Below are 6,866 nucleotides of genomic sequence, written 5' to 3'. Positions count from 1 at the left end.
CAGCCCTGGCCCTGCCCCGCTTTGCCTCCAGCCTCCCCCTTGGCCGCGTCGCCTTCGCCTCACCTCCGGCGAGGCGAAGCCAGTAGGTACCGTTCCCGTGATCGCGGGTCCGTGTGTTCGCTCACCTGCCAGCCCGCCGCCTCCAGCGCCTGGGCGCAGGGTGTGGGTTCGGGGCCGTGTACCGCGACCGCCTCCGGCTGGGGTGTGGCCCGGACCCGGTAGCCGTCGCCGTCCGGCCCGGCGGGGTGTCGGCCTGCCGCTTCGAGGGCCAGTGCGGCGGCGCGGACGAGGTGTGCGCGCTCCCAGGCGCACGGGCGGGTCGTATCGCCGTCAGGGTCGGTCATCCGGCGTAGTTCCAGCAGGCCCTGCCAGGCGCTGTGCACCTCGCGGGCGCGGGCGGGCGTACGCGCGGGGGGCGCCTCCTCCCCGCCGACGCGCGCCGCGAAGACCCCGGTGTCCGGAGGCGGCGCGGGAGCCGTCCGCTGCACGGGCTCCTCCCGCACGCGCTGGCCCGCCGGGGTCAGGAAGTACTCGTGCGGCGGCCGGGGATGCCGGAACGCGAGCCCCCGCTTCACCAGCCCCTCAAGCTGCGCGGCCGTCCCCTTCAGCCGCCCGGTGACCGGCTCGGCGGCGTCGATCACCCGCCGCTGAGCGGCCGTCGGCGGTCGTATCACGTCGTACCTCCTCTCCTGCTCAGAAGGCTACGACGCGGGTCTGACAACCGGGGCGGCCCACGGACGGCTCCGAGCCCTTACTGCCGGTACCCACTGAGGAACCGCCCGATCCTCCCGATCGCCGCCTCCAGGTCGTCCGCGTGCGGCAGGGTCAGGATGCGGAAGTGGTCCGGGGCCGGCCAGTTGAAGCCGGTGCCCTGGACGACCTGGATCTTCTCGCGGAGGAGGAGGTCGAGGACGAATTTCTCGTCGTCGTGGATGGGGTAGACCTTGGGGTCGAGGCGGGGGAAGGCGTAGAGGGAGCCCTTGGGGCGGACGCAGGAGACGCCGGGGATCTCGTTCAACTTGCGCCAGGCCACGTCGCGTTGCTCGTAGAGGCGGCCACCGGGAGCCGTGAGGTCGTTGATCGACTGGCGTCCGCCGAGAGCCGCTTGGATGGCGTACTGCGCGGGCGCGTTCGCGCACAGGCGCATGGAGGCCAGCATCGTCAAGCCCTCAAGATAGTTCTTCGCGTGCTGAGTTGGCCCGGTCACGACCAGCCACCCCGAGCGGAACCCCGCCACGCGGTACGTCTTCGAGAGGCCGCAGAACGTCAGGACGACCAGGTCGGGCGCGAGGGCCGCGGCCGAGTGGTGGACGGCGTCGTCGTAGAGGATCTGGTCGTAGATCTCGTCGGCGAAGACCATCAGGCCATGGCGCCGGGCGAGGTCGAGGATGCCCTCGACGACCTCCTTCGGATACACCGCGCCCGTCGGGTTGTTGGGGTTGATGATCACGACGGCCTTCGTGCGGTCGGTGATCTTCGACGCCATGTCCGCGAGGTCGGGGTTCCAGTCGGACCCCTCGTCGCAGACGTAGTGGACGGCCTTGCCGCCCGCGAGGGTGGTGACGGCGGTCCAGAGGGGGAAGTCCGGCGCGGGGATGAGGATTTCGTCGCCGTCCTCGATGAGCGCCTGGACGGCCATCGAGATGAGCTCGGAGATGCCGTTGCCCAAGTAGACGCTGTCGACGTCGACTTCGAGGCCGAGGTTCTGGTACCGCTGCGCGACGGCGCGGCGCGCGGAGAGGATGCCGCGCGAGTCGGTGTAGCCGTGTGCCTGGGGGAGCATCCGGATCATGTCCTGGACGATCTCCTCGGGCGCCTCGAACCCGAAGAGCGCGGGGTTGCCGGTGTTGAGGCGCAGCACGCTGTGCCCCGCCTCCTCCAGCGCGTTGGCGTGTTCGATCACCGGCCCGCGGATCTCGTAGCAGACCTCGCTGAGCTTGTTCGACTGCCGGAACTCCATGCGTCCCTCCGGGAACTCGTGTTGCTTGGTTTTACCAAGTGGGAGCTTGGAAAGTCCAACAACATGTCTAGACTGCGTCGCATGTCACCTCGCCGAAGCTACGACCAGTACTGTTCCGCCGCTCGCGCGCTCGACGTCGTCGGCGACCGCTGGACTCTGCTGATCGTCCGGGAGCTGCTCGCCGGCCCGCGCCGCTACACCGACCTGCACGCCGACCTCCCCGGCGTCAGCACGGACGTCCTCGCCTCCCGGCTGAAGGACATGGAGCGGGACGGCATCGCGGGCCGCCGCAAGCTCCCCCCGCCCGGCGCGGCGTACGTGTACGAACTCACCCCGCGCGGACGGGAGTTGCTGCCGGTCCTCCAGGCGCTCGGCGCATGGGGCGAGAGCGAGCTGAACGACCGCCGCCCCACCGACGCGGTCCGCGCCCACTGGTTCGCCCTGCCCCTCGCCCGCGCCTTGGAGGGGGATGGTGTCGTCCAAGTGCGGTTGGACGAAGGCGAGTTCCACCTGTACGTCGGTGAGGTGACGGGACCTGTGTACGGCGACGGTGTCGCCCCCGTCGAGGCGGACGCCGGTCTCGTCCTCGACACGTCGACGTGCACGGCCATAGCGCAAGGGGAGTTGAGCCTCCTGGACGCCGTGCGCGCGGGCCGCGTCGAGGTGAGCGGCGAGGGGGCCATCGCGAAGGCGTTGCGGGAGGGATGAGACGCCAAGATGCCCATCTCCCTTGAGAGGTGGGCATCTTGATGAACCGTCACGGAAAGATCAGGCGCCCGGCGGCACCTGCGACGGCCTCCCCGTACCCCGGGTCAGCGCATACCCGCCGATCCCGGCGAGCGCGGCCAGAATGGCACCGACTCCGGTCCACACCCACCGGCTCGACCACCATCCGGACGCCCACCCGTCCTCGGGTTCGAGGCTGAACAGCGTCGCCTTGGAGTCCTCCGCCTTGGTGACCGCGACCCCCGGCACCAGCGGCTCGGACAGCCACCCGTCGACCGCCGCCGCACCCCCGATGTGCTGGGAATCCACGCGGAGTTCGGCGGAGACCGGCAGCCCGAGGTCGGCGGTCTTCACGCCGACGGTGGTCAGACGGACGTAATACGTGCCGGGCAGCGGGTCGTTGGCCCACGGCTCCGACCAGGACCGCACCGTCCGCAGCACGCAGGCGAGTTCGAGGGACTCGGTGCCCTGCGCGGCGGTGTGGGTCTGCGCGCCGTACTGGCACGCCTGGCGGCGGCGCAGACCGTCGTACACGTCGAGCTGCCAGGTCTGGCCCGTGTGGGCCTGGGGGAGCTTCAACGTGGCCTTGACGGTGGGGCGTTGGCCCGCGTCGGCCGGGAACGACCAGTACATGTAGTCACCGGTCGAGCCGCTGGCCGTGGCGGTCTGGCCCTGCTCGATCTCGGCCGCCGTACGGAACGACGTGCCCGCCGAGGTCGGCACCTTGACGTCGCCGGACGGGCTCGGGGAGGGGGAGTCGGCGGCGGCCGGAGCCGCGGCGAGCCCCAGCGTCAGCAGAGCGGCACTCAACAGCCTTACAGCACGCATCAGTTGGTCCTCCACACCGCGACACGCCAGCGCGACAGCCAGCCCCAGAGCACACCCGCCAGGAACCCGACGAGCACCAGCACACCGAGCAGCCACCAGCCGCGGCCGAGGCCGAACGAGGCGACGTCGCTCGCCTGCGACGGCCCGTCCACCACGTCCACCGTCAGCTCCAGCGGCAGACCCGGCGTCGTCTTCACCCCGGCGGCCGGGGAGAAGGAGGTGGTGACCTGGACGCACACCGTCTCGGCGGGAGCGTCGTCCTCGTCGCTGTCCTTCTTCGGGTAGCGAAGTCCCGTGGACAGCACGTCCGTCCGTCCCGTGCCGGACGCCTCGCCGCGCACGATCTCCCGCCCGCTCTGCGTCACCGCCCGCACCAGCAGCCCGTAGTCGGGGTTCACGGCCCGGTCGGCCGACACGCTCACCGAACTCCGCAGCTCCTGGCCCGGCTTGACCTCGACCTTGTACCAGCGCTGCTGCGCGAACTCCGTACGGTCCGTGTACAGACCGGACTTGAGGACCGGCGCGCTCGCACAGGTCGCCCCGCCCGTCGTCGCGACCGGCGTCACCACGGGCGCCGCGGCGCGGTCCACCAACTGGTTGACCTTGTCGGTGAGTTCGGTGGTGTGCTCGACCGACGTGTACGTCCCGCCGGTCGCCTCCGCGATGCAGCTGAGCTGCTGGCGCATCTTCGTGTTGGGCACCAGGCCCAGCGTGTCGATGGTCAGCCCGATGCCCTTGGCCGCGATCTCCCGGGCCACCACGCAGGGGTCGAGCGGCGCGCAGGTGTCCTCGCCGTCGCTGATCAGCACGATCCGCTTCGAACCGGTGCCGCCCTCCAGGTCGTCCGCCGCCGCGAGCAGCGCCGGGCCGATCGGCGTCCAGCCGGTCGGGGAGAGCGTCGCCACCGCCGCCTTTGCCTCGGTGCGGTCCAGCGGGCCGACCTTGTAGAGCTGCGAGGTGTCCTTGCAGCCCGTCTTCTGGTCGTCGCCCGGGTAGTTGGCCCCGAGGGTGCGGATGCCGAGCAGGACGGTCTCCGGGGTCGCGTCGAGCACCTCGTTGAACGCCTGCTTGGCCGCGGCCATCCGCGTCCCGCCGTCCATGTCCTTCGTCCGCATGGAGCCGCTGACGTCGAGCACGAGGTCGACCTTGGGCGAGAGAGCGGTGGTTTCGTCGGCCGCCGCCGCGGTCGGGAACGTGAGCCCGACCGCGAACGAGGCGAGCAGGGCGCAGACTCCCGCCGCCAGCCGTTGTGTTCTGATCATCGACGGATCTTATTGAGCGGGGACGCTCCGCTTCAAAACGGGCCCCGGCAGGGGGCTTTCGGGACAACCCCGGGGAACGTCCGGGGAAACACGGTCAGTTCTTCAACGGGTTGGGCAGCGCCGCCCATTGGTCCCCGCTCACCCCCGGCGACAGCCGCATCAGCGTCAACGCCTTGGTGGGCAGCGGCTGTTCACACAGGGCCGCGAGATCCCCCGTCGGCGGCAGATCGGGCACGGCCGCCTCCAGCGCCTCGGCAAGCGCCGTACGGCTCCCCGCCGTCGCGCCGAGCGCGCCCGCCACCAGCGAGCCGAACAGCTTGCCGCGCAGGGCCGTCACGTCGTCCGTGAGGATGCGCTCGGGGAGGTCCGGGAGTGCGATTCCGTGCCGGGCCAGGCGCGTTGGGCTGACCCTGATGTCCGCGAGGTCCCGGTACACCAGCCGCAGCGGGGTGCCGTCCGCCGACAGGATGACCAGGAGGTTCTGGCCGTGCGCCTCCAACGCCACCCCCAGGTCGAGGAGTTGCAGGCCGACCGTCAGGCAGAGGCGGGCGAGGTCCGCCAACCAGCCCTGCCGGGCGGGGAGTCCGGTGAACGGGAGCGCCGCCACCGGGACGATGCGCTCGCCGGGGGCCGCGTACCGCTGCGGCGACTCGCGCCAGACCGCCGCGAGGTCGGGGGAGTCGGCCGTCGCCGCGCCCGGGGTGCGGGTCACGTGCAGCAGGCCGCCCGTGCGCGCGGCGACCGTCTCCGCGAACGCCGAGAGGGTCGCCGAGGCGAGCACCGAGCCGATCGAGATGTCCCGCACGGAGGACGTCAGGCGCGCGCTGAGTGCCGTCTTCACATGCGGGCCGCCGCCCGGGAGGGCCAGCGTGCGCAGGGACATCAGGGGGTGCGCGGTCAGGCCCGCGTCGGTCGAGGGGTGTGCCGTGCGGCCCGCGCCGGCCGACGCGCGTGCGGCCCGGGCCGCGTCGGTCAGTTGGCGCGCCGTCAGGTCCGCGTCGGCCGTACGCTTCAGGACGTGCCGGGCCTGCCAAGGGTGCACCGGGATCAACAGGCGCGCACCGTCCCGCAGTTCCTCCGGCCACTCGCCCGCCACGAGGCACTCCTCGACCGGCACGGGGACCAGACTCAGCCGTACCTCCGGGCGGTGCTCCGGCCCGTACGCGAGCTGCTCCGCCACTGAGAAGCCCGGCCGGGAACGGCAGTTGGGGTGGTACGGATGACCGTCCACCACCCGCTGCTCCCACTCCCAGTCCGAGACCGGCCAACCCTCGCCGGGCGCCCCCTGGTTCGCCCGGGACAGCGCCAACGACGCCGTGCTGTGCGCGAGTTCGGCCGCGAAGCCCGCCGCGTGCGGAACGCCCAGGTCCGTCATCAGGCGCGCGGGATCGTCGTACCCGGCGCCGTCCAGCCGTACGGCATCGACGTACCCGTCCGTCGCGAACGGGTCCGGGGCTGGGCCGTGCAGGCGGCGGCCGTCCGCGAGACGCAGCACCCCGGCCGCCTCGTGGGCGGCGATCCAGGGGAGGGGCTCGTGGGTGAGGGCACGCCACAGCCGGGTCAGGACGGCGGCGCGCGCACCGGGCAGCTCGGCCGCGTACCGGGGGCCGAGGTCCGGCCGGTGGACGGCCAGTTCGGCCGCGATCGCGGCCTCGGCGGCGGGGGGACGGTGCACGGACGGGCTCCTAGGGGCGAGACGGCTGCGGGGGCGGGACTGCGGGCGATACGGACGGAAGCGTACGGAGGGTGTCATGGCAGGCTGTGCCCACGGCGATACTGATCGCCCCCGCCCGCAGGGACCGCAGAGCCCCCCGCATGGACCGTAGAGAACGAGTGCACCGAGTGACTGCCCACCCCCCGACGCCCGACGCGTATGCCTCGGCGCCGCTGCTGAACTGCCTCCTGCGGGAACTCGCGACCCCGACCCCGGCCCCCGGCGTCCACCGCCTGCCGAGCGGACGACTGCTGAGGGTGAGGGGCGAACGCAGGCCGACAGAACCGGAGTTGACCGGCGGCCCGGCGCTCGCGGAGGACGGCGGCGCACGGCTTGAGGAGGGCGCGGACCTGGAGCCGGGCGGCGGCCCCCACTC

General features: G+C 72.3%; 6 protein-coding genes and 1 pseudogene. 2 read left to right on the top strand and 5 right to left on the bottom strand.

All coding sequences use genetic code 11. The features are described from left to right. Positions 1-59: 59 nt before the first annotated feature. On the bottom strand, positions 60-674 hold the full coding sequence (locus AOK24_RS22300; RefSeq protein ID WP_055721841.1) for a hypothetical protein: 615 nt from the start codon (positions 672-674) through the stop codon (positions 60-62). 77 nt (positions 675-751) lie between these two features. Next, positions 752-1,960: a pyridoxal phosphate-dependent aminotransferase gene (locus AOK24_RS22295; RefSeq protein WP_055721840.1), complete on the bottom strand. Its 1,209-nt coding sequence runs from the start codon at positions 1,958-1,960 to the stop codon at positions 752-754. 81 nt (positions 1,961-2,041) lie between these two features. On the opposite strand from AOK24_RS22295, the gene AOK24_RS22290 reads away from it, so the two are divergent. Beyond that, a complete protein-coding gene (locus AOK24_RS22290) occupies positions 2,042-2,668 on the top strand; it encodes a winged helix-turn-helix transcriptional regulator (RefSeq protein ID WP_055721839.1) in 627 nt (208 codons plus the stop codon). A 60-nt stretch (positions 2,669-2,728) separates the two neighbouring features. Here the strand turns inward: AOK24_RS22290 and AOK24_RS22285 are convergent, their stop codons facing one another. The 3 genes from AOK24_RS22285 to AOK24_RS22275 form a co-directional block, all read right to left on the bottom strand. Then, positions 2,729-3,514, bottom strand: coding sequence for a hypothetical protein (locus AOK24_RS22285; RefSeq protein WP_055721838.1), 786 nt, complete (start codon positions 3,512-3,514; stop codon positions 2,729-2,731). Beyond that, positions 3,514-4,776 carry a VWA domain-containing protein gene (locus AOK24_RS22280; RefSeq protein WP_055721837.1) on the bottom strand — a complete coding sequence of 421 codons (1,263 nt, stop codon included), beginning with the start codon at positions 4,774-4,776 and terminating at the stop codon, positions 3,514-3,516. The genes AOK24_RS22285 and AOK24_RS22280 overlap by 1 nt, the downstream gene beginning before the upstream one ends. Positions 4,777-4,870: 94 nt before the next feature. Next, positions 4,871-6,451, bottom strand: a complete 1,581-nt coding sequence (locus tag AOK24_RS22275; RefSeq protein WP_055721836.1) for an IucA/IucC family protein — start codon at positions 6,449-6,451, stop codon at positions 4,871-4,873. 140 nt (positions 6,452-6,591) lie between these two features. On the opposite strand from AOK24_RS22275, the pseudogene AOK24_RS22270 reads away from it, so the two are divergent. Beyond that, positions 6,592-6,866 (top strand): annotated as a pseudogene (locus AOK24_RS22270) (hypothetical protein); the annotation flags it as partial.

Origin of the sequence: Streptomyces niveiscabiei (genome assembly GCF_001419795.1) — a bacterium.
Taxonomy (GTDB): domain Bacteria; phylum Actinomycetota; class Actinomycetes; order Streptomycetales; family Streptomycetaceae; genus Streptomyces; species Streptomyces niveiscabiei.
Note: the sequence above shows the minus strand (reverse complement) of the source record. Positions and strands in the feature narration are given on the sequence as shown.